The following is a 23,327-nucleotide window of genomic DNA, read 5'->3' as shown; positions in this document are numbered from 1 at the left end:
CCCGGACCCCGCCCCCTACTCCCGCCCCTCCCGCCACGCATCCAGCAGCATCCCCACCGCGCACCCGGCCAGCGCCACCGCCGTCGACATCCAGAACGCCGACGTCGTGAAACCCGCCCGGTCCCAGCGCAGCGACAGTGTCAGCACCTGCGCGGCGGCCGGCACCGCACATCCCGCCAGCGCGTGCCGCAGCGGCATCTCCCGCCACGGCTCCGGGTGCGCCCGTGCCGCCGCCCACGTCGCCAGCACCACACACACCAGGTTCGGCAGATGCACCAGCGCGAGCGCCGCGCCGAACGAACCGACGCCGCGCGGCCCGACGAGGTGGTCGTGCACCACCGTCATCTGCACGTACTCCGTCACCGCCAGGGCGAGGACGCCCGCCGCCCAGGCCCGCACCAGGGCCAGGGACGGCGCCGAGGCCGTACCGGTCGACGGGGGAGCGCCGTACCCGCGCATCACGAGCCCGAGAGGATCGCGTAGCCGAGCAGGGACGCGAAGCAGAGCGCCGCCATCCCGAAGCCGGCGGTCAGCGCCAGGGCCAGGACCAGGAGCACCGGGGAGCAGATGCCGTGGGCCGCCGTGGGCCTCGGCGTACGTCGCCGCCCGCCCCGCAGCGCGACCCTGTGGGCGGCGGCCCACAGGCGTGCGGTCAGCGCACCTCCACCGACTCCACGAGCCGGTCCAGATCGCCGTCGGACAACTCGCCCTCGGCCGCGTCCACACGTACAGCGAACGCGGTGTCCCGGGAGTCCAGGCCGGTGAGGATGACGCCCTCGACGGGCGTACCCTTCGGCGGCCCGCCGTCCTCGCCCGTCGCCTCGAAGCGGAAGTCGATCCGCTTCGCCTCGTCCGTGCCGGACAGCTCCACGTCCTTCTGCCCCTCGACGTCCGCGCCCATCTGGATGCCCGCCTCGGCCGCGATGGCCGCCTGCTCCGCCGAGTTCGCCTGCGTGAACCCGAGCTGCACCGTGATCACCGACACCGTCCGGCCGCCCTCCGTACGGCCGGCCGCCGCCGCGTTGTGCTTCCCGCGCTCGGCCGCGCCCCACTCCTCGAAGCCCTCCGGGTACGAGACGGAGACGCTCCTGGTCCTGAGCGTTCCCCAGCCGTCGGGCACGGTCCCGGAGCCCGGCCCGGAGCCGGACTGCGAGCTTCCGCAGCCGGTCGGGCACGCGCAGCAGGCGAGCGCGAGCGCGAGGGCGGACAGTCGGCCGGTGGCCACATGTGTACGGCGCGTCTTCATCGTGACGGCTCCTTCCCCGGTCAGTTCGCACAGTAGCTGTAGGGGACGTAGGAGCGGCCGTTCCCGTGAGGTGCGCCCAGGAACTCCGCATCGGTCAGGGTCTCCGCCTTCTGTTCGGTGCTCACGGACAGGCCGAGGCTCAGGCCCAGGTTCAGCTCGAAGCCGTACTCCGCGGCGTTCACCTCACCCGTGTACGTCATGCGGCTGGACTGTCCCTCGTCGAACAGCAGCCGGCCGAAGGGATCGTCGGCGCCGGGCCGGGACGTCGGCGCGTGGTCGTCGAACATGTACTGGAACGGCGTCGCCACCTGCTCGTTGCTGCTGTCCAGCCACTGTTCCGCGACCGCCCGGTCCGCGTCGCCCTCCGGGCCCGCCGGGAAACTCACCGAGTGGGACACGATCTCGACGCCGGTCGTGCTGTCGGAGCCCTTCACGCTGCCGCTGCCGCCCCGTTTGTCGCGGCCCGTCTCGCCGTTGTCGCCGCCGAGCCGGGCGCCGTCCCGCTCGCCGCCGCCCTCGACGGTCCGGGTCATGTCGACCCGGACCAGCTTCCCGGTGGTCTTGTCGTACGTGACGGTGATGGTGCCCGTGCGCCGGTTGTTCGTCGTGACGTCGCCGCCGAGCGGGCCCGCCTCGTAGCCGGCCCCGGCGCCGTACTCGATGGACGACGCGTACGTGTACGACTTGGTGTTGCTGTGGGCGTTGTCCGTCCAGGTGACCTCGGGGGCGTACGTGAAGCTGCCGCCCAGCGTGGCGCTCAGCTTCTTCTCGTCGGCCGCCGAGATCTTCAGACCGGCGGACGCCGACGCCTCCAGGCCCACCTTGCCGTAGGTGATCTTCCGGTTGTCGCCCAGGCCGTCCTCGACGCGGTCCCGGGTCTCCTCCTCGTCCTTGAGGGGGCCGGTCCCGAACAGGTACAGGATGCTGTCCCCCATGCTCGCCTCGGCGCCGCCCGGCATCGTGCGCCGCATCTCGTACATCTGGAGCTTCTCGATGTCGTCCCGGAAGCGCTCGGCCTCCTCCGGGCTCTTGAAGACCCAGGTGTCCCCGTTGGTGACCTTGATGCCGAGGCCGAGCTCCACTTTGTCGGCGCCGAACCGGCCCACCGTCATACCCGGCTTGAAGTCCTTCTTCGCGGCGACGGAGGCGGCGTCCGTGAAGGTCAGGTAGACCATCTCGTCCTTGTCGTCGACCGTGCCGTCCCCGTTGACGTCCGTCTTCGCCTTCAGATGCTGCTCCTGGAAGCCGTACTCCTTGCCGATCTCCCAGAAGAGGATCTTCGCCTTGGAGCCCGCCTTGTCGGTGACCGAGGAGATCTGGCACAGCGACGGCTCGAAGTCCCCGTCGGTCAGCGGCCTGCCCTGGCCGGTGGTGCCCGTACCGCAGTCGCCGCCGCCGGCGACCCGGCAGATCTCGGCGGCGATCCTGTCGTGGATCAGCTGTCCGAGCCCGGTCGCGGAGATGCCGAGGACGACGGCCGCGCTGACCACGACCATGCCCAGGTACTCGGTGCCGGTGGCCCCGCGGTCGTCGAAGACGCGTCGCCGGCCGCCCGGCCGTATGCCGTCCGGGTCGTCGGGGGCGCGTCGCCGGCCCCGTCCCCGTATGCCGCCCCCGTCACTCACACGGCACCCCTTCCTCGACTCCTCGACCGGTTGCCCCCACCCGTTGCCCGGTGGTTTCACCCGTGGACGGTGAGCGTAGGCACGCCGGACCGGGCGAGGCGTGGGCCCGGGGGCCCAAAGGAAGGCCCAGGAAACCGGGCGTCAATGCGGTACCCAGGGCCCAACGGGCCCGGGCCACCCGCCAAGCGGCCGAACAAAACGCACAACATGACCAGGTTTGACGCTACTTGTGCGATGACAGTTCCGCATGAGGTGCACGTACGCTGTTCTCCGGCCAGAGACCCGTGGATACAGTGCTGAGGAAGTCACGCAGTGAGGTCCGGTGCATCGGAGTGACACACCGGTGGGCCGTCGGGCTCGGGGAAACGGGGAGCAGCGCGTGCCAACTGCCGTAGCCGTGACCAGCGCCGACATGGCGCTGCCGCCACTGGACGACCGGACCGTGCCCGCGGTCGTGCTGGATGACGTCGACCGGCGCCCCCTCGATCACGTCCTGTCCGACACCCAGGTCCTGCTCGACCAGTACGGACACCTCGTCGTCGTGTACTCGCACGCCGTGCCGCCCGCCGTCGACCGGCGGCTGCGCACCGTACGCTCGCTGCTCGAGAGCGACCGGATCGCCCTGTTCCGCCCGGAGCTGCCGCCGCTCGGCGTCGCCGTCCTCGCCCGGCAGCTGCGGCAGTTGGCGTCCTGCGACATCAGTCCCGGTGTGCTCGCCTCCGCCGGGCGGCTGCTCACCCACTACATCCACGCAGGGGCCCAGCTGGGTTCCGTAGCCCGCCTGGACCGCGTCCCCGTGGGTCTCACCTCGCACGCACGGTCCTGGATGCCCGGCAGTCAGTTCGCGGTCCTCGCCCACCCCGAGCCGCGGCTGGTCCGTCTGGGCACCCCCGGGGCCGGCCTGCCGGGCCCGGAGTTCGGTACCTGGATGCTGGTCGGCAAGGGGTCGTTGCAGTCCGACTGGGTCACCGGCACCCTCGCCCCCTCCTGGACGGTGCAGGGTCTGCACGAAACGTCTCTGCCCGCCGAGTCGGCCCGCTGGTGGGGCACCGGCAAGACGATCGAGTTCGCCGGGTTCCTGCCCGACCTGTCGGTTCTCTACCAGCTCGTGACATCGGTGCGGCGCGGTGTCTGCCACTGGTGCGGCATCGACGTCATCGGCGACCGCTGCGTCTTCTGCTCCGCCGTCCCACCGGAGCACGGCCACCCGCCGGCCACCCGCGACGACAACCCGCCGGCCACCCGCGACGACAGCCGCCCGGACGACCGGCGGGGCAACCGACCGGTGAACCGGCTGGATTACCGAACGCCCGGCGGCTGAGGCCCTCCGGCCCGCCCCTGACCCCGACCGAAGTCCGCCCGACCGATTCCTTAGAGGTTGCACGGTTCATGAACTCCCGTCAGCGCCGCGGCGTGCTACTCCTGCTCCTGTCGGTCGTCTGCGCCCTGGGCGCCTTCGCCGGCGTGCTGTCCGTCATCAGCGACGTGAAGTCCAAGGTCGGGCCGGAGGTCACCGCCTACCGGCTGAAGTCCGACGTGGCGCCCTACACGACCCTCGACACGGGCCAGTTCGAGAAGGTCGAGATGCCCGAGCGGTGGCTGTCGGACAACGCCGTCACCAACCTCTCCCAGATCCGCGGCAAGATCGCGGTGACCACGCTGCGGGAGGGCTCACTGCTGCAGACCGACATGATCGTCGACCAGCCCGCCCTGAAGCCCGGGCAGCAGGAGGTCGCCATCATGGTCGACGCGGCCACCGGTGTCGCCGGCAAGATCACCCCGGGCGCCACGGTCAACGTGTACGCCACCTTCGAGGGCGAGCGGGAGGGCGCACCCTCCCAGTCGAAGATCATCGTGACCAACGCCAAGGTCATCGACGTCGGCGAGATCACCGCCCTCGACCCGGAGGAGAGCGACCGCACGCAGGAACCCACCGACGCCGTGCCCATCACCTTCGCGCTGTCCACGCTCGACGCCCAGCGCATCACCTACGCGGAGTCGTTCGCCCAGCGGGTCCGGCTCGCGCTGGTCGCACCCGGCAGCGACACCACCGTCCCCGACCGGGAGCGGACGTACGAACTCGCGAAGGACAAGTGAGAGGCCCGCATGCCCACGAGGATCCTCCCGGCAGTCGGTGACGCGGACGCGGTCCGGTCGATCACGACGCTGCTCAGCCAGCTCCCGGACGCCGAGCCGGTGGCCCCGGTGGTGGACTCCACGCAGCTCGTCGACACCCTCGCGCGGCTCGCCGCCGAATCCGTGGACGAGCTGCCCGAGGTCGTGGTCGTGCACGAGCGGATCGGGCCCGTCCCCGCGCTGGAACTGGTCCGCGAGGTCGCGCTGCGCTTCCCCGCCGTCGGCGTCATCCTCGTCACCTCCGACGCGAGCCCCGGCCTCTTCCAGGCCGCCATGGACTACGGCGCCCGGGGCCTGGTGGCCCTCCCGCTGAGCTACGAGGAACTCGCCAGCCGCGTCCAGGCCGTCGCCCAGTGGTCGGTGGGCGTACGCCGCCATCTGGGCAGCGGCGGTGACGTGTTCACCGGCGTCGGCGGCACCGTCGTCACCGTCAGCGGCGCCAAGGGCGGTGTCGGCACCACCCTCACCGCCGTGCAGCTCGCGCTCGCCGCGCAGACCTCCGGGCGCGCCACGGCCCTGGTCGACATGGACCTCCAGACCGGCGACATCGCCTCCTACCTGGACGTCCAGTTCCGCAGGTCCGTCGCCGACCTCGCCGCCATCACCGACATCTCCCCGCGCGTGCTGGCCGACGCCGTCTTCCGGCACGACTGCGGGCTCGCGCTGCTGCTCGCGCCGGCCGAGGGCGAGCGCGGCGAGGACGTCACCGACCGCGCCGTACGCCAGATCGTCAGCGCCCTGCGCGCCCGCTACGACGTCGTCGTCATCGACTGCGGCGCCCAGCTGGGCGGGGCCGGCGCCGCCGCGGTCGAGATGGCCGACAGGGCGCTGCTGGTCACCACCCCGGACGTGGTCGCCGTACGGGGCGCCAAGCGCACGGTGCGGATGTGGGACCGGCTGCAGATCCGCAAGGCGGAGGAGACCACGATCGTCGTCAACCGCCACAGTCGCGCGACCGAGATCCAGCCGCCCCTGATCCAGAAGATCACCGGCACGCACGTCGCCCGCACGTCTGTCCCCGCCAACTTCAAGGAGCTCCAGGGAGCCGTCGACTCGGGCCGGATGCACGAGCTCGAGAGCAAGAGCACCGTGAAGCAGGCCCTGTGGGGCCTCGCCGGTGAACTCGGCCTGGTCAAGGCCCCCGAGGGCGCCCAGAAGGGTGGCAAGGGCCGGGGCGGCGACCGGGGCGCGGTGAGCCTGCGGCGGCGCAGGGAGGCGGGCGGATGACGGGCGGGCGGACGATGGACGTGAGGGTGCGGTCGCGGCGCCCGCACCGTCGGCGGGACAGCGGTCAGGTCACCATCGAGTTCCTCGGCATGACCCCCACCATCCTCGTGACGCTGGTGGCGCTGTGGCAGGTGGTGCTCGTGGGGTACACCTTCACCCTGGCGGGGAACGCCGCCGACGAGGCGGTACGGGCGGGGACGGCGGCGAAATACGACCGGCAGGGCACGTGCTCGACGGCCGGCCTGGACAAGCTGTCACCCGCGTGGCGGACCGGCGCCGACGTGACCTGCACCACCGGCAACGACTACGTCACCTCCGACGTCCGCCTCAAGGTGCCCGTCCTGTTCCCGGGCACGATCGACTTCCCGTTCACGGTCAAGGGACACGCGGGAGCCGTGGAGGAGGCGACGCGGAGATGACGACGTACGGGCGACGGGACGCCTGCCGCGTGGGCGAGCGCGCACGTGGCGACGAGCGCGCACGCGGTCACGCGGGCGGCCGGGGCCCCGAGCGAGACCGGCGCCGCGACCGCGACCGGGCCGGCGCCCGTGACCGCGCACGGGTCCGCGTCCGTGTCCGCGACCGGGCCCAGCTGGACCGCGGCCAGGTCGCCCTCGAATACCTCGGCTTCCTCCCGATCCTGCTCCTCGTCGCCCTCGCCGCGGTCCAGCTGGGCCTGATCTCGTACGCCGCGCAGCAGGCGGGCACGGCGGCACGGGCCGGGGCGCGCAGCGCGTCGCTGGACGGGCCGTACGCCGCGGACTGCCGGGCGGCGGTGAGCGGCTGGCTGGCCGACGGCCTCGACTGCGGCGCCGCGCGGCTGGGGGACGAGGTGACCGTGACCGTGACCGTCGACATCCCTTCGGTGGTCCCCGGCTGGGACTTCGACCCGGCCCGCAAGACCGCCACCATGCCGCTCGACCACTGACCCGCCCACCGACGACCCGACGACCTGCGACCGACCGACCCTGCCGGACCACCCACCCGCCCACCGACGGCCCTTCTGGACCACCGACCCCGCTCGACCACCGACCGAGCACGAGGAGCACCCGAGCCATGAGCCTGCGGGCACGCATCAACTCCCCCGAGGAGAAGGGGAACCGGGGCGAGGACGGCCACATGGTCGCCTCGTACCGGACCAAACTCCTGGAGGAGATCGACCTCGCGGAGATGAGTTCGCTCGCCGCCGCCGAACGGCGGGCCCGCCTGGAGCGGGTGCTCGGGCACATCATCAGCCGCGAGGGCCCGGTGCTGTCCACGGTCGAGCGCTCGCAGCTGATCCGCCGCGTCGTGGACGAGGCGCTCGGCCTGGGCATCCTGGAACCGCTGCTGGAGGACGCCTCCATCACGGAGATCATGGTGAACGGCCCGGACCAGATCTTCGTGGAGCGCGGCGGCCGGGTCGAACAGCTGCCGCTGCGGTTCGCCTCCCACGACCAGCTGATGCAGACCATCGAGCGGATCGTGTCCACGGTCAACCGGCGTGTCGACGAGTCCAACCCGATGGTGGACGCCCGCCTGCCGTCCGGGGAGCGCGTCAACGTCATCATCCCGCCGCTGTCCCTGACCGGCCCCACCCTCACCATCCGCCGCTTCCCGCGCTCCTTCACCCTCCAGGAACTGATCGGGCTCGGCTCGCTCGACGAGCAGATGGTGTATCTGCTGGCCGGGCTGGTGCAGGCGAAGTTCAACGTCATCGTGTCCGGCGCCACCGGCACCGGAAAGACCACCCTGCTCAACGCCCTGTCCGGCCTCATCCCCGAGACCGAACGCATCATCACCATCGAGGACTCCGCCGAACTCCAGCTCCAGCAGTCCCACGTCATCCGCCTGGAGTCCCGGCCGCCCAACGTCGAGGGCAAGGGCCGGGTCACCATCCGCGACCTGGTCCGCAACTCGCTGCGCATGCGCCCCGACCGCATCGTCGTCGGCGAGGTCCGCGGCGGGGAGTCCCTGGACATGCTGCAGGCCATGTCGACCGGCCACGACGGCTCCCTGGCCACCGTGCACGCCAACAGCGCCGAGGACGCGCTGATGCGGCTGCAGACCCTGGCCTCCATGTCCGACGTGGAGATCCCCTTCCCCGCGCTGCACGACCAGATCAACAGCGCCGTCGACGTGATCGTGCAGCTCACCCGGTTCGCCGACGGCGCCCGCCGCATCACCGAGATCGCGCTGCTGGAGAGCCACGCCAGCGAGCCGTACCGGCTGGTGACCGCCGCCCGCTTCCACGCGCAGCCGATGGCCTCCGACGGCCGTGTCCACGGCACGTTCGCGTACTTCCCGCTGCCGCGCCGCGCCGCCGACCGGCTCTACATGGCGAGCCAGCCCATCCCCCAGGCGTTCGGCGTCGCCGAGTCGGCGGACCAGCTAGCCACCCGAGAAGCCAGGTAGGTGCCGTCCCCATGGATCTGCAGACCCTCGTCACCCTGACCACCGGCGTCGCGCTGCTGACCTGCGTCCTCGCCGTCGTCGGCCTGCACTTCTACGCGCAGGGCCGGGCCCAGCGCCAGGCCCTGGTGGACCGGCTGTCGGCCACCGGCCAGGTTCCCGCGGCCGGCCGCCGCCGCAACTTCACGGGCGTGGACCGCCGCCTGCGCCGCACCACACCGGGCCGGAAACTGGAACTCCGGCTCGCCGCGACCGGCCTGGACGTCACCCCGGGCGAGTTCTTCGTCTACATGCTCGCCACGGTCGCCGGCCTCTGGCTGGTCGGACAGGCCGCCCTCGCCCCGTTCTTCGGCCCGCTCGCCGGGCTGCTGGGCATCTGGGTGGCGCTGCAGTTCCTCAACTGGCAGCGCCAGAAACGCATCGAACGCTTCATCAACCAGCTACCCGAACTCGCCCGCATCCTCGCCAACGCCACCCAGGCCGGCCTCGCCCTGCGCACCGCCATCGGCATGGCCGCGGAGGAACTGGAAGCCCCGGCGGGCGAGGAACTCGGCAAGGTCGCCGCCCAGCTGGCGGTGGGCGCCTCCATGGACGACGCCCTCGGCGAGCTGGCCGAGCGCCTCCCGTCCCGCGAACTCGTCGTCCTCGTCACCACCCTCGTCCTGTCCAACAAGGCGGGCGGCCAGGTCGTGAGCGCCCTGCGCAACCTCACCGAGACCCTGGAGGAACGCAAGGAGACCCGCCGCGAGGTCCGCACCCAGCTCTCCCAGGTGAACATGACCTCGTACGCCGTCCCGGTGCTGGGCGTCGGCTCCCTGTTCCTCATGAACGGCGTGAAGGACGGCGCCCTGGAACGCATGACCGGCTCCGGCTTCGGACAGGCCGCCGTGATCATCGCGTTCTCGCTGTACGCCGTCGGCTTCGTCCTCATCCGCCGCATGTCCCGCATCGACGTCTGACCGGCCCAGGAGATATCGACTCATGGCACTACTGCTGGCCCTCCTCATGGGACTCGGCGTCTGGGGCGTCTTCGCCGGTGTCCGCATGTACCGCGCCGAGGTCAAACTGCCCAGCGACCTCGCCCTCGCCCTGGAGGTCGGCGCCACCCGCACCGGTGCGGTCGACTCCCTGATCGACCGCCTCGGCATGCGGTACGCCCCCGCCGTCCAGCGCATGATGGGCCCCAGGCAGGTCGCCAAGTACCGCCGCAAGATCGACCTGGCGGGGAACCCGGGCGGTCTGACGATCGACCGCTACGCGGCCCGCCGCGCCGTCTACGGCTTCCTGGGCGGCTTCGGCGGCCTGGTCTTCCTGATGCGCGGCGACCTCTTCGTGGCCCTGCTCCTGCTCGCGTTCGGCGCGTTCTGGACGGAGGTCGGCATCTGGGCGGCCATCCGCATCCGCAAGGACGAGATCGAACGCACCCTGCCGGACTTCCTGGACGTCCTCGCCGTCGTCGTCAGCGCCGGCCTCGGCTTCCGCCAGGCCCTCGACCGCGTCGCCTCCCGGTACGAGGGCCCCTGGGCCGACGAACTGCGCATCACCCTGCGTCAGATGGACCTCGGCATGAGCCGCCGCCAGGCCTTCACCGAGCTGCGCCGCCGCAACGACTCCGAGCAGGTCGCCATGTTCGTCACCGCCCTCCAGCAGGGCGAGGAACTCGGCGCGCCCATCGTCGACACACTGGTCGCCCTCGCCAAGGACATGCGCCGTACGGACGCCCAGAACGCCCGCCGCAAGGCCGCCCGCGCCGTCCCCAAGGCGACACTGATGATCACGACGTTCATGGTCCCGGCGACGATGCTGCTGCTGGGCGCCGGCCTGATCCTCGGGTCGGGCACGGACTTCGGAACGATCACGGGGGAGTGACAGCGGTGGCGGACGACATGCGGGAAGACAGCGGTGCCGGCGACCAGACCGGCACCCGCACCCGTCTGCTGCGCCGCCGCCCCAGGACACCGCTGATCACGACACCCCCGGCCGGCACGGTCCTCCCGGCCCACGCCCGCACGGGCGCCCCGGACATACCGGTCACCTCGGCGACCCCCGCCCTGCCCCCCGGCTGGCAGGCGGCAACGACGCAGGGCACACGACCGGCCACCGGCACCGGGCGACGGCCACCGGCACCGGGCGACGCCGACGGGCCCGTCGCCGCGGCCGGCTCCCCGCCCCGGACGGACTCCCGCACCGAACCACCCGCCACCCTCGCCATCCAGGTCAACGCCCTGCAGGCCATGTGCCGCCAGGTCTTCGGCTTCCGCCTGGCCATGATCGCCCTCGCCGCACCGGCCGCCCTCCTCAACGCCAACCCGGGCCTGGGCACCCGCCTCGTGGGCATCGCCGTGGTCGTCACCTTCATGGCGTCCTACGTCCTCTTCCGCGACTGGGAACGCTTCGGCCCCCTCCTCCTGCGCCACCCCACCCTGCTGGTCCTGGACACCCTCTTCGGCTTCCTGCTCCTGGTCTCCGCGGGCCCGGACACCACCCTCGCCTACGTCAGCGTCTGCACACCGCTGCTCGCCGGCCTCGTCTACGGCTGGCGCGGCGCCGCCGCCTTCGCCTCCCTCGAGGCCCTGATCCTGCTCCTGGTCCACGCGACCCTGGAGCACCACGACCCGAGCATCGCCGAATCGTCCCTGCTCCCCGGCCTGTGTGTGATCGCCGGCGCCGTGGGCTCCAGTCTGCGCGGCCTGATGCTGCGCTTCGGGGAAGCCACCCAGGCCCTGACCACGGTCCAGGCCCGGCTCGCGGTCACGGAGGCGGTGAGCGCCGAACGCGCCCGCCTCGCCCGCGACATGCACGACTCGGTCGCCAAGACCCTGCACGGGGTGGCCCTGGCGGCCGACGGCCTGGCCCGGTCGGCCGGCCGCGCCCCCATCGACCCCGGCCTGATCAAGCAGCAGGCGGAACTCGTCGCCCGCTCGGCCCGCCGCGCCGCGGCCGAGTCCAGGGAACTCCTCTCCGACCTGCGCCGCGAGTCCGACCCCGCGGAAATGACCGACGTCACCGCCGAACTCGCCGCCCGCACACGCGACTTCACCTCACGCACCGGGCTCCCGGCGGCCTACCACCCCACGTCCGCCGCCACGGCCGTACCGTCCGTCCCACCGGCGGTGGCACGCCAGCTCCTGACGATCGCCACGGAGGCCATGGAGAACGCCCACCGCCACGCCGCACCCACCCACGTGGACGTCAGCGCCGGAGTACGCGGCGACCTCCTCCGCATCAGCGTCTACGACGACGGCCGCGGCCTCCCACCGGGCACGACCCTCGAACAACTGCGCCGGGCCGGCCACTTCGGCCTGGTGGGCATGGTGGAACGGGCGGCATCGGTGGGCGCCCGGATCCGCATCGGCCGCGGCACGCACCCCCGGGGCACGGAGGTCCGCCTGGAACTCCCCCTGGCAGCCCTGACCACCACCCCCTGACCCCGAGCCGTCTCACGAGAGGAGGCCGCACCATGCCGGATGCCGACCCGACCATCCCCCCGCCCGGCGCCGAGCAGTCGCCCCCCAACCCCTTCGCGGCCGCCCCGCCGCGGCCCCCGCTGCGGGTCGTGGTGGCCGACGACAACCCCGTGGTCCGCGCCGGCCTCACCGCCCTGCTCTCCGGCCGCGAGGACATCACGGTGATCGCCGAGGCCGCCGACGGCCGTGAGGCCTACGAGGCGACACGCGCCGGACACCCCGACGTCGTCCTCCTCGACGTCCGCATGCCCGGCGTCGACGGCATCTCGGCCCTGCCGTACCTGGTGCGGCTCGCCCCGGTCGTGATGCTGACGTACAGCAGGGAGTCGCACATCGTGCGGGAGGCCCTGCGCAGAGGGGCGGGCGGCTACCTGGTCCACGGCGAGTTCACGGCGGACCAACTGGTCGCGGCGGTACGGGACATCAAGGAGGGCCGACCGCACTTCACCGCGACGGCGGCGGGCGCGCTGCTGGCCCAGCTGAGGGAGGGCCAGGCCGGACCGGCGCTACCGGACGGCCTGGGTGGAGCAAGTGCGACTGCACATGACGGACAGGAGGCGGGAAGGCGCCAGGGCCGCGCCGAACTCCCCCACCAGGGGACTCCCTTGCCGACAGTGCCCGGACCGAGCCTCTCACGTTCTTCAGAAAACCTTTCGCAGATGCAACCGGTTGTGGGACAGTCGTCGTCTGGGCGGACAGGTGGCCGTCCGGCCGTCCCCGACAGGGCGCGCTATCGACTCAGCACGAGGGAGGCGGAGATCATGGACCACATCGCGTCCGGCATGACCAACCAGCAGATCGCCGCCACCTGCTTCATCAGCGAGAAGACGGTCAAGAACCACATCAACCGCATCTTCGCCAAACTTCACAGCACGAGCCGCGCGCAGGCGGCGGCCACCTGGCTGGGCACGGCCCCGGGCCCGGGCCGAGGGGCGGAGTGACGGCATGTCAGCAAGGGAAAAGAACAGCCGGCGCCGCTGGGCCTCCCTTTGGGCCCGCGAATGGGCCCTGGGACCCTCGGCAGGGCTCGGTGTCCTGGCGTACGTTGCTCGTGTCGAGAGCTGCACCGCTGAACCCGGAGGGGAACACCATGAGCGACCTGATGCTGAAGACGGCCGTTGCGGCCAAGGTGCGTGTCAACGGCTGGAAGAACACCACGGTCGAGGCCATGCAGCGCCGCGGCGCCGACGACAGGGGCCAGACCGCGGTCGAGTACCTGGGCATCATCGCGGTGGTGGTGGCGATCGTGCTGGCGATCACGGGCACCAACCTCGGTCAGACAATTCTCGGCAAGATCCAGGCGCAGATCGCCAAGGTCGCTCCTTGATCCGAGGCCGACGGTACGGCGACGCAGGGCAGGCCTTCCCCATCTACATCACCGTGGTGGGGGGCCTGCTCTTTCTCGCGTTCGCGTACTTCGCGGTCGGCCAGGCAGCGGCGAACCGGAACGGCGCGCAGACGGCCGCCGACGCCGCGGCACTTGCTGCGGCTCAGGAGAGGCGGGACCAACTCGCCGGGAACTGGCTGCGGAACGTCCGTGACCCCGAAAAGTGGCAGGACATCTTCGACGGTGACCCGGGCGGCTTTCCCGGATCCGCGTGCGGGCGAGCGGCACAGCTCGCGGGGCAGAACGACGCACGCCTCCTGAGTTGTGACCCCGGCGTTCTGCGCTTCACGGTCGAGGTCGAGACGAACAAGACCGTAGGGGACTCGATCGTCCCCGGGACGGAGAACCGTCGGGCGAACGCGACGGCCACGGCGGTGGTCGAAGCCCGGTGCGTGTTCAAGCTCCCGGCCGAGGACGCCCCCGTGAAGACGCTGCCACAGCTTTCCTGCAAGGGCGAAGACTGGGACCTCGACCCGGACGATCTCACGATTCTGCCGAAACCCGAGGACCTCTTCGACGCCCACCTGGCCGACTGAAGAAGCGAACGACGAGTGGAGAAGGAAGCAGAGAGATGAGCATTCGGTTCACTGCGAAGGCCCGCAGGGGGATGGTCGCCCTGACCCTGGCGGCCGGGCTGGCCCTCGGCGTGGCCGGCTGTGGCGGTGGTGACGATGACAAGGCCAGTCCGTCGGCCTCGGCCTCCCCCGGTGACGGCGGATCCAAGCCGAGTGCTCAAGAGGGGGAGCCCGAGACCCCTTTGGCGGAGCTGAAGGGCATCGAGGGGTTGTTGCTCCGGATCACATCTGCTGAGAGGGACGCGGGCGGCTTCGTCACCGTGAACGGCACCGTCAAGAATGACGGCGCCAAGTCGGTGGTGATCCCGCCGCAGACGAGCGGCGACGAGACGGAAGTCATCAAGCACGGGCCTTCGCTGGGTGGCGCGACACTCGTCGACTCCAAGGGGAAGAAGCGCTACTACGTACTTCGCGACACCGACGGGCGGCCGTTGACCACCACAGGGCTGGGGAACCTGGAGCCGGGCCAGACATTGCCGGTCTTCATGCAGTTCCCTGCGCCGCCGACCAGCACAGCGGAGGCCGTCTTGCAGGTGCCGACCTTCAGCAGCGGCACGATCAAGATCTCCGGGTGAGGCGCGCCATGACCCGAACCCGCACCCGGACGGCCCGCCCACGCGTGGGCCTGGTGGTCACCACCGCCACCCTCATGGTCGCCGCGAACGTCTACGGCGCCGTCTCGGCCCACGCCGACGGGAATCCCGGAGTACCGCCCGGCTCGCAGGCCTCCGCCGCGGCGCCGGTCGACGTCGACCGCAACGACCCCGACCTGAAGCTCCCCGAGGGCGCCACCCTCGCCGAACCCAAAGTCCTCGACATCAAGTCGGTCGTGGAGGACCAGAGCGGTGACGAAAGGCGCGAGGACACCAACTCGGACGTGAAGTTCGCGCTTCAGGCCGAGGTGCTGTTCCCGAAGGACAGCGCGAAGCTCGGCGGCGCGGCGAAGGCCCGTATCGCGACGATCGCCGAGGAGATCAGGTCGCAGAACGCGACGAAGGTCCGCGTGTTCGGCTTCACGGACAACCTCGGCTCCTCCGCCCACGGAGACGTCCTGTCCAAGCAGCGGGCCGACGCCGTGCAGAAGGTTTTGGAGCAGCAGCTGAACGACGCGGACCTCACCTACGAGGTGCGAGGCTACGGCGAGCAGTACCCGATCGCGGACAACGCGACGGAGCCGGGCCGCAAGAAGAACCGCCGCGTGGAGGTGTCCTTCCCCCGCGGGCAGGGCTGACGCGAGACCGGGGGGACGGGGGCGATTTTGTAAGATCTCGTCAGCCTTGGCTGAATCTCACGCCGTTCGGCGGAAGGATGGCAGATCTGGCAAGGTTGTCCGAGATGCCGACGGGGCAGTCCGTTCGCTTCCGACAGGACGTGCATCTTGGATTCCGGCCTGCCCCGGTCCACGGGGCTCGGGCCCGCGTGTTTGCCCCCTGTTTCGCCCTGCCGCCCTGCGGCCGCGGCCTCGATGGCGGGATCGGCGGCTTCGCGATCTTCCACAGCCCGTCCGGAACGATCCAACTCCCCGTACCCCGCCCCATACCGAGGTCAACGACGCCTCACCACGTAGGACGCGGTCTGAAGGAGGAGGTGAGTCCTCGCGGTCGATTCAGGCTGACTCGCCGGCCCGAGCCGGTTCAGCCGTGGCGGGATGCCGGCACGGTGATCACCGGGCACTCCGCCCGGTGCAGCAGGCCGTGGACCACCGATCCCAGCCTCATGCCGGAGTACCCGCCGCGCCCGTGCCTGCCGACCACGACGACGAGGGCGCCGGCCGAAGCACGAGCCAGTTCCTCTACCGGATGGCCGCGAAGTACCTGCTGGGTGATCTCCACGTCCGGATACCTGTCCGCCCGTCCCGCCACGGTCTGCGACAGGACACGGCGCCGCTCGTCGAGCTCCGCCGTCTCGTCGCCGAAGGACACGACAGGCCGTCGCCACACCCACACGGCGCGCAGGGCGGCGCCGTGCACCGCTGCCTCTTCCACGGCGAAGTCCACGGCGGCCCTGGACGATGAGCTGCCGTCGACACCCACGACGAGATGAGGACGCCGCTCTCCCGCATGTTCCGGCTCCCTTACCACGACGACCGGGCAGTCTGCCCTGGCACTGACCGGAACCACTACCGAGCCCGCGCTGAAGAGCTCCTCCGGCCGGCTGAGCCGACGCGAACCGACGACGAGCATCCGGGCATGCGCCGCCGCCCGGCAAAGCACGGCCGACGGAGCTCCGTCGAGCAGTTCCGTCGTGAGGGGCACGTCCGCGTGCAGCGCCCGCACCGTGGCGACCGCATCGGCAAGCGCGCTCTCACCCCGGGCCCGCAGCATGGAGCGGCGCCAGGGTGCGTCGATGTGCTGCCCGCCGGGCAGGGGCGGTACCGCCACCACCAGATGGAGTGCCAACCGCCTGCGCACAGCCTCGTCGACCGCCCACGCGAGCCCCGGAACGTGCTGCTCGCGTGGATCGATCCCGACGATCATCCTGTTGCTTACGGCTGTGTCCTCCATGGCTCCTCCTGCCACTGCTCTGCCGTCGGGGAAAAGGACTGCGGCGAGTGGGCGCGGCATCACCGTGCAGGTCTTCTTTCACGACGCCCGGACCGTCAGGGCATCGTGCTGCTGTCCGCCGAGAATGACCTTGAGGGCACCTGTGTCGCGGGCCCGAGAGAAGACCTCGTACGCCTCCTCCATGTGGTCCAGCGGGAAAGTGTGGGTGACCATGGACGCCGCAGGCAGACGGCCGGCGGCCATCATGCGCAGCAGCGTGGGCGTGGAGTACGTGTCGACCAGGCCGGTGGTGATCGTCACGTTCTTGATCCACAGGTCTTCGAGGTGGAGTGTCGCCGGCCTGCCGTGTACGCCGACGTTGGCCACATGTCCGCCGGGCCGCACCATGCGCGTGCACGTCTCGAAACTCTCCGGCACCCCGACCGCTTCGATGACCACGTCGGCTCCGAGTCCTTCGGTGAGGTCGGCGACCAGCTGCTCGGCCTCTTCACCCGCGGTAACCACGGCATCCGCCCCGAGGTTCCTGGCCGCTTCCAGCCGGGACGGGGCGAGGTCCACGGCGATGACCCTCTCGGGGGAGTAGAGCCGGGCGGTGGCGATCGCGGCGAGCCCGACGGGCCCCGCCCCGACCACGGCGACGGTGTCTCCGGGCCGGACCCGCCCGTTCAGCACACCCACCTCGTAGCCGGTGGGGAAGATGTCGGCCAGCAGGACGGCGTCCTTGTCGTCCACCGCGCCGGGTAGCGGATACACCGACAGGTCCGCGTACGGCACACGGACGTACTCGGCCTGAGTGCCGTCGATCAGGTGACCCAGGATCCAGCCTCCGCCGCCGCGGCACTGTCCGTACGCCCCCTCCCGGCAGAAACGGCAGCGCCCGCACGCCGTGATGCACGAGATCAGGACGCGGTCGCCGGGGCGCACACTGCGTACGTCGCCGCCCACCTCGACGACCTGACCGACAGCTTCATGCCCGAGCACCGTACCGGGGCGTACCTCGGGCACATCGCCCTTGAGGATGTGCAGGTCGGTCCCGCAGATCGTCACGGCCTCGACCCGGACGATCGCATCGGTGGACTCCTGAAGGCCGGGATCCTCGGTCTCCTCCCAGGCGGACTTGCCGGAACCGTGGAACACGAGTGCTTTCATGACAATCCCTTCCCGGGCCTTCGAATGCCGACCCTGAGGGGCTGCGGCGGGCCCGGAGCCCCCCGGCCACCCGCTGCCCGGAATCGTCGGCGCCGGGGGCCGCGGGACGTCATCGGGCGGCCACCGTCGTACGGAATGACCTCGTCCGTCCAGCTTGCCCGTGAAGGCTGCCGTCCGCATGGGCAGGCCGTTTCCCCCGTCGCCGGACCTGGGCCACGCTCCCCTCGCGACATGACGTCGAAGCAGTCAGGCTGGTCGCAGCTTCCCGGGCTGTTCCTGCGCCGGGACGAAGGAGTTGTGCACCATGACGAGCCTGACGGGATTTCCGGAGCGCCCGGTCCGGGTGAACGCACGTATCGACTCGCCGCTGTCCCGATGGCTGTGGCTCGTGAAGTGGATCCTTGCCGTCCCGCACTACATAGTGCTGTTCTTCCTCTGGATCGCCTTCACCGTGGTGACCGTGATCGCGTTTTTCGCCATCCTGCTGACTCAGCGCTATCCCCGAGCCCTGTTCGACTTCAACCTGGGTGTCCTGCGCTGGAGCTGGCGGGTCTCCTACTACGCGGGCGACGCCCTGGGCACCGACCGGTACCCGCCGTTCAGCCTGGGGGAGGAACCGGATTACCCGGCTCGGCTGGACATCGCCTACCCTGAGCGGCTCTCCCGGGGCCTGGTGCTGGTGAAGTGGTGGCTCCTTGCCGTCCCGCACTACTTGGTCATCGGCTTCTTCCTCGGCGGCACCCATCTGGGCTGGTGGTCCGGCGGCCTGATCGGCGTGCTGACGGTCATCGCGGCCGTGATCCTTGCCTTCACCGGGAAGTACCCGAAAGACCTGTTCGACCTGATCATCGGCCTCAACCGGTGGGTCTTCCGCGTCTGGGCCTACGCCGCGCTGATGACGGACCGGTACCCGCCGTTCCGCCTGGACCTGGGCGGCACGGAGCCGACCAGTCCCGAACACCAGGCGTGATCTGTCCGCCCGAGGCCGCAGTCCCGTCCTTGCCGGACGCGGCGGACCCGCCTGGGCCAAGGCCCTCGGCGTCGGCGTGCGGCAGGTCGCTCGCCAGGCGGGACAGGCGCAGGAGCAGTTGTCCGAGCCCTTCGAGGTCGACCGGTGCGCCGCCGTGCGTACCTGGCAGCAGCGGGGCGCAGCGCGGTGCGGTGTGGTCCGCACGGCGTTCCGCTCCACCTCCCACGCATGCGGAGGCCGGTGACCGCAGGCCATGGACGACCTGGCCGGGCAGCTGCTGAAGACCGCCGAGCGCGACATCGACAGCGCGGGCGCACCCAAGCCGCACGACCGGAGTCCCCGGGATGGCCCATGTCACCGACGGCGTACAGCGGCTCCCGGGACAGAAGTCGAGGAGAGGTCAGCCGTGATGTCGGGGGCACGTCGGGGGCACGGTGGACCCCGGCTGATCGGTCCTGTGCGGTCGCGCCCCAAGCGTGGCACGTTGGATGGAGCACCACTTTGAGGAGAGGCGGACGCCATGCGAGCCCACCTCGGCGACCAGCTCGTCATCGAACGCGCGACGACCGGCGCCGCCAGGCGCGACGGCGAGATCGTCGGACTCCATCACGAGGACGGAACGCCTCCGTACGACGTGCGCTGGTCGGACACGGACGAGGTGACGCTGATGTTCCCCGGGCCCGACGCGCACATCCGTCATGTCGAACACGGCCGGACCGGGAGCAGCGATGTTCCTCCCGGCCAGGACGGGTCCGGGGTGGAGGACGTGCCGCCCAGAGCGTCCGGTTCCGGTGACATCGGCCGACGCGTGGCCCTCGAACGCCGCAGGCTTCGGCTCAGCCGTGAGGAGACGGCTCGCCGCGCCCGGATGTCCCCCGGCTACCTGGAGTACCTGGAAGAGCGGCCTGCCGGCCCGAGTGTGGAGACCCTCACCAGGCTGGCGGACGCGCTGGGCAGCACCGTCGCCGCGCTGCGCGGCGGAGGAATGGACCTGCCACCCGGCCAAGGACAGGCACTGCTGCATCCCCGGCTGCGGGACATCGACGCGGACGAATGCCGCGCGCTGCTCGACACCCACGGCGTGGGGCGCCTCGCGGTGACGGCGTCCGACGGCTGCCCGGCCGTCATGCCGGTCAATTACGACGTCCTTGACGACGCGATCGTGTTCCGGACCGCACCGGCGTCCACCCCCGCCGCGGCCGCCGGAACCGAGGTCGCCTTCGAGGTCGATCACATGGATGAGGCGATGAGCAAGGGCTGGAGCGTCCTTGCCGTCGGGCCCGCGAGCATCGTGACGGAGCCCGACGCCGTGCGCAGGCTCATCGAGCAGGCTCACACCACGCCCTGGGCGGGCGGCGAACGCGAGATGTGGGTGGAGATCCGGCCCGTACACCTCACGGGCCGCCGCATCACCCCGGCCGACGGATGATCCATGCAGTCGCGGGCCATGAAGAACCCTCCCGGCCCGACGGCTTCCGAAGGGTGTTCCGATGAACCAGCCGCTCCCGTCCGACGAGTGGGTGGCCACCGTCGTAAGCGACGCGGTGACCGCGCCGTCGATGCACAATGCGCAACCCTGGCGCTTCCGCTTCATCCGGCGCGACCGCGCTTTCGAGGTGTGGGCCGACCTCCAGCGCGCCCTGCCGCACTCCGACCCCGACACCCGTGGCCTCCACCTTGGTTGCGGTGCCGCCCTGCTGAACCTGAGAGTCGCGATCACTCACGCGGGCTGGCACCCGGAGACCCTGCTTCTGCCCGACCTCACCGACCGGACGCTGCTCGCGACCGTGCGGTTGGCCGGCACTTCGGACGATGTGAGCGGCCTGAAGGCGCTGTATTCGGCGATCCGCCAACGGCACAGCAGCCGCAATCCGTTCCAGGAACGGCAGATCCCCCAGACTGTGCGCGCGGTGCTCGCCGAGAGTGCTCGCGCCGAGGGCGCGGCACTCGTATTCCCCGACTCGTGGCATCTGTGGGAAGTGCTGGAGTTGGCTCAACAGGCCGAGGCACGCAACATCACCGACCGCGGCAGTGACCGGGACCTGACCCGGTGGACGCACATCGACGCCCCGTCGGTGAGCATCGCGGACGACGGAGTCCCGCATTACGCCTTCGGTCCGCGCAAGCGCGGGGGCAAGGCGCCCGTGCGCGACTTCGCGGGCCCGCGGCAGGTTTCGGGACGTGACGCGGCGGACTTCGAGCAGAACCCTCAGCTCGCTCTCATCAGCACGGACCACGACCGCCCGGAGGACTGGCTCCGCGCCGGCCAGGCGATGGAACGCGTCCTGCTGCGGGCCACTCGGGAGGGTCTTGTCGGCTCCTTCGTGACCCAGCCTCTCGAATGGACGGACCTGCGCTGGCCACTGCGTGACCCGAGGACCGGAACGGGATACGTGCAGATCCTTCTCCGCCTGGGCTATGGACCGAGAGGCCCCGCAACGCCGCGCCGTCCGGTACCGGAGGTACTCGACATCGAAGCCTGACCCCTCCGACTCCGCCGGCGGGACGTCCTTGTCCGGCGTCGGCGCGATCCGGCGCACGGGCGCCCCGCCGGGGACGGGGACGGGAACGGCGGCTCGCCGAGCACGCACGCGACAGCACGCCCGCAAGGCCGCCCCGCCCCGGCCCGCCCGCAAGGCCGCCCCGCCCCGCCCCGCCCCGCCCCGGCCCGCCCCGGCCACCGTCCCCCGGACGACTCCCGGCCCAGCCCGGTTCACCCGGCCTCGGCCGACGGCCGTACCTCCACCCGCGCCCCCACCACGAGCCCCCACTCCGCCATGACCCCCGCCTCTGCCTCCAGCACGGACCGGGAACGCGGCCTGGGCAGCCCGAGCCGCCCCGGCCGCATGGTGCGGACGGCGATGACGTGGAGGTGGCGGTCGAGGTAGGCGACGTCGATGGGGATGCGCATACGGAAGGTGTGGATGCTGTTGGCGGGGGTCAGCAGGATCGCGCCGTCGACGCGGTCCCGGCCCAACAGCCCCTTCGTACGGGCCCGATACGAGGCGGCGATCTCCAGCGGCACCCGCACCGGACCGCCCGCTGCACCCGGCACCACCGCCCGGCCCGGGTCCGCGCCCTTCGCATGTACGACCAGGTGCCCCCGTCCGTCCCGCCACCGCCCCATCCCGCACCCCTTCCGGAAGCCCCGAGCGACAAGAAGACCACTGTGCCCCACAGGGCGCGCCCGCTCGCAGGACGTTCCCCGGCCACCCCGAAATGTAGTTGCCGGTGTCCGCTCCCCCCGGTAGGAAGCCCTCATGACCGACTGCCCCGACGGCCGCGCTTCCCCCGCCGACGTCCCTTCCTTCGAAGAGCTCGTGACCGAAGGTGCCGCCGTCCCCACCGAGGGGTGGGACTTCTCCTGGTTCGAGGGCCGGGCCACGGAGGCCAGGCCCTCCTGGGGGTACGCGGGTCGCCTGGCCGCGCACCTGGCCGTCGCGCGTGCCGCGCTCGACATCCAGACCGGCGGAGGGGAAGTACTGGAGTTCGCGCTCCGCACGGCCGCCCCGGCGCGGCCCGGCCTCGCCGTCGCCACCGAGGGATGGGCGCCCAACGTCGTCAGGGCCACCGCCCTGCTCCGTCCGTACGGTGTCCCGGTCGTCGACTGCGACGCGGACGCGCCCCTGCCGTTCGCCGACGACACGTTCGACGTCGTCTCCAGCAGGCACCCGGTGCGCCCGCACTGGTCCGAGATCGCCCGCGTCCTGGCGCCCGGTGGCACGTACGTCGCCCAGCACGTCGGCCCCGCCAGCGCCTTCGAGCTCGTGGAGCACTTCCTCGGCCCGCTGCCGGACGGGGCGCGCGCCGGCCGTCACCCCGACGCGGAGCGTGCCGACGCCGAGGCCGCCGGCCTGGAGCTGGTCGACCTGCGCGCGGAGCGGCTGCGCATGGAGTTCCACGACATCGCCGCCGTCGTGCACTTCCTCCGCAAGGTCGTCTGGATGGTCCCCGGCTTCACCGTCGGGGCGTACGAGCCCCAGCTCCGCGCCCTGCACCACACCATCCGCACCGAGGGCCCCTTCACCGCCCACAGCGCCCGCCACTTCTTCGAACTCCGCAAACCGAGTGCCGGAGCGAAGAAGCAGGCGCCGCGCTGAGGGACGCCGGAAGAGGTCCACCCGTCGGTCCGCGGCCACTGAATCCCCGAGCCCGCCCGCGATGCCCCGCCACCGTCGCGTTCACCTGCACGTGTGTGTCCGCGTCGTCACACGTTTTCCACATCGTTATCCCTGACGGCTCGCATCCGGGGCGACAGGTCACGTACCTTCAGCCGAAGGTAATTCGCGTCAGCAAAGCTGCGCGGGGCGGCACCGCGCAGTGGAGGGGGCTGCGCGGAGCCGCCCACCTGCCGACGTCCGGCCCGGGTCAAGGGCGCCCACCCCCGTGTTCACCCGTCAGGGGGACGTCGCGCGCCCACCAGCTTCGGCGGGCCCCGCTCCGGTGTCGCCATTTGTGCGCTTCTGTCCGGGTGCTGTCGCGTTGTCGAGCGATTTCGGAGACTAGTTGTGGCACGCCGATGCGCACAGCACGACATACAAAGGGTTATGGTGGAAACCCCCCCTCGGGCCGGTCCGTATCCCCCCCACGGACCGGCCCGTTTTTTGTGCGTGCGCCCAGCCTGCCCCTGTGCGCCCCCACTACAGTCCT

24 protein-coding genes and 1 pseudogene are annotated in these 23,327 nt (G+C 71.4%); 18 read left to right on the top strand and 7 right to left on the bottom strand.

Translation table 11 applies throughout. The features are described from left to right. Nucleotides 1-15: 15 nt before the first annotated feature. From ABZ354_RS25345 to ABZ354_RS25335, 3 genes are all read right to left on the bottom strand, one after another. Nucleotides 16-459, bottom strand: a complete 444-nt coding sequence (locus tag ABZ354_RS25345; RefSeq protein ID WP_358660464.1) for a hypothetical protein — start codon at nt 457-459, stop codon at nt 16-18. Nucleotides 460-652: 193 nt separating this feature from the next. Further along, entirely contained in the window at nt 653-1,246 is a 594-nt protein-coding gene (locus tag ABZ354_RS25340; RefSeq protein ID WP_358660423.1) for a hypothetical protein, read from the bottom strand. Nucleotides 1,247-1,266: 20 nt separating this feature from the next. Next, nucleotides 1,267-2,871: a hypothetical protein gene (locus tag ABZ354_RS25335; RefSeq protein ID WP_358660421.1), complete on the bottom strand. Its 1,605-nt coding sequence runs from the start codon at nt 2,869-2,871 to the stop codon at nt 1,267-1,269. A 412-nt stretch (nt 2,872-3,283) separates the two neighbouring features. On the opposite strand from ABZ354_RS25335, the gene ABZ354_RS25330 reads away from it, so the two are divergent. The 14 genes from ABZ354_RS25330 (at nt 3,284) to ABZ354_RS25265 (ending at nt 15,285) form a co-directional block, all read left to right on the top strand. Then, nucleotides 3,284-4,192, top strand: coding sequence for a hypothetical protein (locus ABZ354_RS25330; protein WP_358660463.1), 909 nt, complete (start codon nt 3,284-3,286; stop codon nt 4,190-4,192). 68 nt (nt 4,193-4,260) lie between these two features. Continuing rightward, complete coding sequence (gene cpaB / locus ABZ354_RS25325) at nt 4,261-4,968, top strand: Flp pilus assembly protein CpaB (RefSeq protein WP_358660419.1); 708 nt, start codon at nt 4,261-4,263, stop codon at nt 4,966-4,968. 9 nt (nt 4,969-4,977) lie between these two features. Further along, the gene (locus ABZ354_RS25320) at nt 4,978-6,234 is read left to right on the top strand and encodes an AAA family ATPase (protein WP_358660417.1); all 1,257 of its coding nucleotides are present in this window, start codon (nt 4,978-4,980) and stop codon (nt 6,232-6,234) included. Beyond that, on the top strand, nt 6,231-6,653 hold the full coding sequence (locus ABZ354_RS25315) for a TadE family protein (RefSeq protein ID WP_358660416.1): 423 nt from the start codon (nt 6,231-6,233) through the stop codon (nt 6,651-6,653). The genes ABZ354_RS25320 and ABZ354_RS25315 overlap by 4 nt, the downstream gene beginning before the upstream one ends. Nucleotides 6,654-6,826: 173 nt before the next feature. Further along, complete coding sequence (locus ABZ354_RS25310; RefSeq protein WP_358660461.1) at nt 6,827-7,162, top strand: TadE/TadG family type IV pilus assembly protein; 336 nt, start codon at nt 6,827-6,829, stop codon at nt 7,160-7,162. Nucleotides 7,163-7,290: 128 nt separating this feature from the next. Beyond that, complete coding sequence (locus ABZ354_RS25305) at nt 7,291-8,628, top strand: CpaF family protein (protein ID WP_358660414.1); 1,338 nt, start codon at nt 7,291-7,293, stop codon at nt 8,626-8,628. Nucleotides 8,629-8,639: 11 nt separating this feature from the next. Beyond that, nucleotides 8,640-9,584, top strand: a complete 945-nt coding sequence (locus tag ABZ354_RS25300; protein WP_358660412.1) for a type II secretion system F family protein — start codon at nt 8,640-8,642, stop codon at nt 9,582-9,584. 22 nt (nt 9,585-9,606) lie between these two features. Beyond that, on the top strand, nt 9,607-10,494 hold the full coding sequence (locus ABZ354_RS25295; RefSeq protein WP_358660410.1) for a DUF5936 domain-containing protein: 888 nt from the start codon (nt 9,607-9,609) through the stop codon (nt 10,492-10,494). 17 nt (nt 10,495-10,511) lie between these two features. Beyond that, nucleotides 10,512-12,053 (top strand): histidine kinase, encoded by a 1,542-nt coding sequence (locus tag ABZ354_RS25290; RefSeq protein WP_358660459.1) that lies wholly within the window; start codon nt 10,512-10,514, stop codon nt 12,051-12,053. A gap of 32 nt (nt 12,054-12,085) precedes the next feature. Then, entirely contained in the window at nt 12,086-13,033 is a 948-nt protein-coding gene (locus ABZ354_RS25285) for a response regulator transcription factor (protein WP_358660408.1), read from the top strand. Between the two features lie 149 nt (nt 13,034-13,182). Further along, complete coding sequence (locus ABZ354_RS25280) at nt 13,183-13,419, top strand: hypothetical protein (RefSeq protein ID WP_358660406.1); 237 nt, start codon at nt 13,183-13,185, stop codon at nt 13,417-13,419. Continuing rightward, complete coding sequence (locus ABZ354_RS25275; protein WP_358660458.1) at nt 13,419-14,015, top strand: pilus assembly protein TadG-related protein; 597 nt, start codon at nt 13,419-13,421, stop codon at nt 14,013-14,015. Before ABZ354_RS25280 ends, ABZ354_RS25275 begins: the two co-directional genes overlap by 1 nt. Before the next feature lie 35 nt (nt 14,016-14,050). Next, nucleotides 14,051-14,629 carry a hypothetical protein gene (locus ABZ354_RS25270; protein WP_358660404.1) on the top strand — a complete coding sequence of 193 codons (579 nt, stop codon included), beginning with the start codon at nt 14,051-14,053 and terminating at the stop codon, nt 14,627-14,629. A gap of 8 nt (nt 14,630-14,637) precedes the next feature. Continuing rightward, nucleotides 14,638-15,285: an OmpA family protein gene (locus ABZ354_RS25265; protein ID WP_358660402.1), complete on the top strand. Its 648-nt coding sequence runs from the start codon at nt 14,638-14,640 to the stop codon at nt 15,283-15,285. Nucleotides 15,286-15,398: 113 nt separating this feature from the next. On the opposite strand, the pseudogene ABZ354_RS25260 reads toward ABZ354_RS25265, so the two are convergent. From ABZ354_RS25260 to ABZ354_RS25250, 3 genes and pseudogenes are all read right to left on the bottom strand, one after another. Beyond that, nucleotides 15,399-15,592: pseudogene (locus ABZ354_RS25260) on the bottom strand (hypothetical protein); the annotation flags it as partial. Between the two features lie 96 nt (nt 15,593-15,688). After that, complete coding sequence (locus tag ABZ354_RS25255) at nt 15,689-16,558, bottom strand: universal stress protein (protein WP_358660400.1); 870 nt, start codon at nt 16,556-16,558, stop codon at nt 15,689-15,691. Between the two features lie 78 nt (nt 16,559-16,636). Then, nucleotides 16,637-17,707: a zinc-dependent alcohol dehydrogenase family protein gene (locus ABZ354_RS25250; protein ID WP_358660398.1), complete on the bottom strand. Its 1,071-nt coding sequence runs from the start codon at nt 17,705-17,707 to the stop codon at nt 16,637-16,639. Between the two features lie 304 nt (nt 17,708-18,011). On the opposite strand from ABZ354_RS25250, the gene ABZ354_RS25245 reads away from it, so the two are divergent. The 3 genes from ABZ354_RS25245 (at nt 18,012) to ABZ354_RS25235 (ending at nt 21,160) form a co-directional block, all read left to right on the top strand. Continuing rightward, nucleotides 18,012-18,677, top strand: coding sequence for a DUF4389 domain-containing protein (locus tag ABZ354_RS25245; RefSeq protein ID WP_358660396.1), 666 nt, complete (start codon nt 18,012-18,014; stop codon nt 18,675-18,677). Between the two features lie 520 nt (nt 18,678-19,197). After that, nucleotides 19,198-20,106 (top strand): pyridoxamine 5'-phosphate oxidase family protein, encoded by a 909-nt coding sequence (locus ABZ354_RS25240; protein ID WP_358660394.1) that lies wholly within the window; start codon nt 19,198-19,200, stop codon nt 20,104-20,106. A gap of 61 nt (nt 20,107-20,167) precedes the next feature. Then, on the top strand, nt 20,168-21,160 hold the full coding sequence (locus ABZ354_RS25235; protein WP_358660392.1) for a nitroreductase family protein: 993 nt from the start codon (nt 20,168-20,170) through the stop codon (nt 21,158-21,160). 230 nt (nt 21,161-21,390) lie between these two features. Here the strand turns inward: ABZ354_RS25235 and ABZ354_RS25230 are convergent, their stop codons facing one another. Beyond that, nucleotides 21,391-21,804 carry a DUF192 domain-containing protein gene (locus tag ABZ354_RS25230; RefSeq protein WP_358660390.1) on the bottom strand — a complete coding sequence of 138 codons (414 nt, stop codon included), beginning with the start codon at nt 21,802-21,804 and terminating at the stop codon, nt 21,391-21,393. A gap of 133 nt (nt 21,805-21,937) precedes the next feature. Here ABZ354_RS25230 and ABZ354_RS25225 point away from each other — a divergent pair, with 133 nt between their 5' ends. Further along, nucleotides 21,938-22,777: a methyltransferase domain-containing protein gene (locus ABZ354_RS25225; protein WP_358660388.1), complete on the top strand. Its 840-nt coding sequence runs from the start codon at nt 21,938-21,940 to the stop codon at nt 22,775-22,777. Nucleotides 22,778-23,327: the final 550 nt, after the last annotated feature.

Source organism: Streptomyces sp. NPDC005925 (assembly GCF_040638805.1).
Classification (GTDB): Bacteria; Actinomycetota; Actinomycetes; order Streptomycetales; family Streptomycetaceae; genus Streptomyces.
Note: the sequence above shows the minus strand (reverse complement) of the source record. Positions and strands in the feature narration are given on the sequence as shown.

Excerpts from the sequence above, each read along its gene's own strand:
- ABZ354_RS25330 (WP_358660463.1), top strand. The coding sequence starts at position 3,284 with ATGGCGCTGCCGCCACTGGACGACCGGACCGTGCCCGCGGTCGTGCTG.
- ABZ354_RS25315 (WP_358660416.1), top strand. The coding sequence starts at position 6,231 with ATGACGGGCGGGCGGACGATGGACGTGAGGGTGCGGTCGCGGCGCCCG.
- ABZ354_RS25305 (WP_358660414.1), top strand. The coding sequence starts at position 7,291 with ATGAGCCTGCGGGCACGCATCAACTCCCCCGAGGAGAAGGGGAACCGG.
- ABZ354_RS25340 (WP_358660423.1), bottom strand. The coding sequence starts at position 1,246 with ATGAAGACGCGCCGTACACATGTGGCCACCGGCCGACTGTCCGCCCTC.
- cpaB (WP_358660419.1), top strand. The coding sequence starts at position 4,261 with ATGAACTCCCGTCAGCGCCGCGGCGTGCTACTCCTGCTCCTGTCGGTC.
- ABZ354_RS25295 (WP_358660410.1), top strand. The coding sequence starts at position 9,607 with ATGGCACTACTGCTGGCCCTCCTCATGGGACTCGGCGTCTGGGGCGTC.
- ABZ354_RS25280 (WP_358660406.1), top strand. The coding sequence starts at position 13,183 with ATGAGCGACCTGATGCTGAAGACGGCCGTTGCGGCCAAGGTGCGTGTC.
- ABZ354_RS25255 (WP_358660400.1), bottom strand. The coding sequence starts at position 16,558 with ATGGAGGACACAGCCGTAAGCAACAGGATGATCGTCGGGATCGATCCA.
- ABZ354_RS25265 (WP_358660402.1), top strand. The coding sequence starts at position 14,638 with ATGACCCGAACCCGCACCCGGACGGCCCGCCCACGCGTGGGCCTGGTG.
- ABZ354_RS25345 (WP_358660464.1), bottom strand. The coding sequence starts at position 459 with ATGCGCGGGTACGGCGCTCCCCCGTCGACCGGTACGGCCTCGGCGCCG.
- ABZ354_RS25235 (WP_358660392.1), top strand. The coding sequence starts at position 20,168 with ATGAACCAGCCGCTCCCGTCCGACGAGTGGGTGGCCACCGTCGTAAGC.
- ABZ354_RS25285 (WP_358660408.1), top strand. The coding sequence starts at position 12,086 with ATGCCGGATGCCGACCCGACCATCCCCCCGCCCGGCGCCGAGCAGTCG.
- ABZ354_RS25270 (WP_358660404.1), top strand. The coding sequence starts at position 14,051 with ATGAGCATTCGGTTCACTGCGAAGGCCCGCAGGGGGATGGTCGCCCTG.
- ABZ354_RS25320 (WP_358660417.1), top strand. The coding sequence starts at position 4,978 with ATGCCCACGAGGATCCTCCCGGCAGTCGGTGACGCGGACGCGGTCCGG.
- ABZ354_RS25300 (WP_358660412.1), top strand. The coding sequence starts at position 8,640 with ATGGATCTGCAGACCCTCGTCACCCTGACCACCGGCGTCGCGCTGCTG.
- ABZ354_RS25225 (WP_358660388.1), top strand. The coding sequence starts at position 21,938 with ATGACCGACTGCCCCGACGGCCGCGCTTCCCCCGCCGACGTCCCTTCC.
- ABZ354_RS25290 (WP_358660459.1), top strand. The coding sequence starts at position 10,512 with ATGCGGGAAGACAGCGGTGCCGGCGACCAGACCGGCACCCGCACCCGT.
- ABZ354_RS25250 (WP_358660398.1), bottom strand. The coding sequence starts at position 17,707 with ATGAAAGCACTCGTGTTCCACGGTTCCGGCAAGTCCGCCTGGGAGGAG.
- ABZ354_RS25245 (WP_358660396.1), top strand. The coding sequence starts at position 18,012 with ATGACGAGCCTGACGGGATTTCCGGAGCGCCCGGTCCGGGTGAACGCA.
- ABZ354_RS25230 (WP_358660390.1), bottom strand. The coding sequence starts at position 21,804 with ATGGGGCGGTGGCGGGACGGACGGGGGCACCTGGTCGTACATGCGAAG.
- ABZ354_RS25240 (WP_358660394.1), top strand. The coding sequence starts at position 19,198 with ATGCGAGCCCACCTCGGCGACCAGCTCGTCATCGAACGCGCGACGACC.